We start from the raw sequence: 270 nt of genomic DNA on the forward strand, positions 1-270 counted from the left end.
CAATACGGTTTGTTACTGGAATCAATCGTGAGCAAGCTTGAGTGAGCCATTATGAAAACGAAAATCCCTGATGCGGTATTGGCTGCTGAGGTGAGTCGCCGGGGTTTGGTAAAAACGACAGCGATCGGCGGCCTGGCAATGGCCAGCAGCGCATTAACATTACCTTTTAGTCGGATTGCGCACGCTGTCGATAGCGCCATTCCAACAAAATCAGACGAAAAGGTTATCTGCAGCGACTACCACAGTTAACTGTACAGGCGCTCCAGATAA

Annotated in this window: 1 protein-coding gene; it reads left to right on the plus strand. The window is 49.3% G+C overall.

The features are described from left to right. The first annotated feature begins 51 nt into the window (after nucleotides 1–51). Nucleotides 52–249 (plus strand): twin-arginine translocation signal domain-containing protein, encoded by a 198-nt coding sequence (locus AC0L3J_RS38100; RefSeq protein ID WP_473350571.1) that lies wholly within the window; start codon nucleotides 52–54, stop codon nucleotides 247–249. Nucleotides 250–270: the final 21 nt, after the last annotated feature.

The organism is Bradyrhizobium sp. Kon37 (assembly GCF_055807535.1).

Excerpts from the sequence above, each read along its gene's own strand:
- AC0L3J_RS38100 (WP_473350571.1), top strand. The coding sequence starts at position 52 with ATGAAAACGAAAATCCCTGATGCGGTATTGGCTGCTGAGGTGAGTCGC.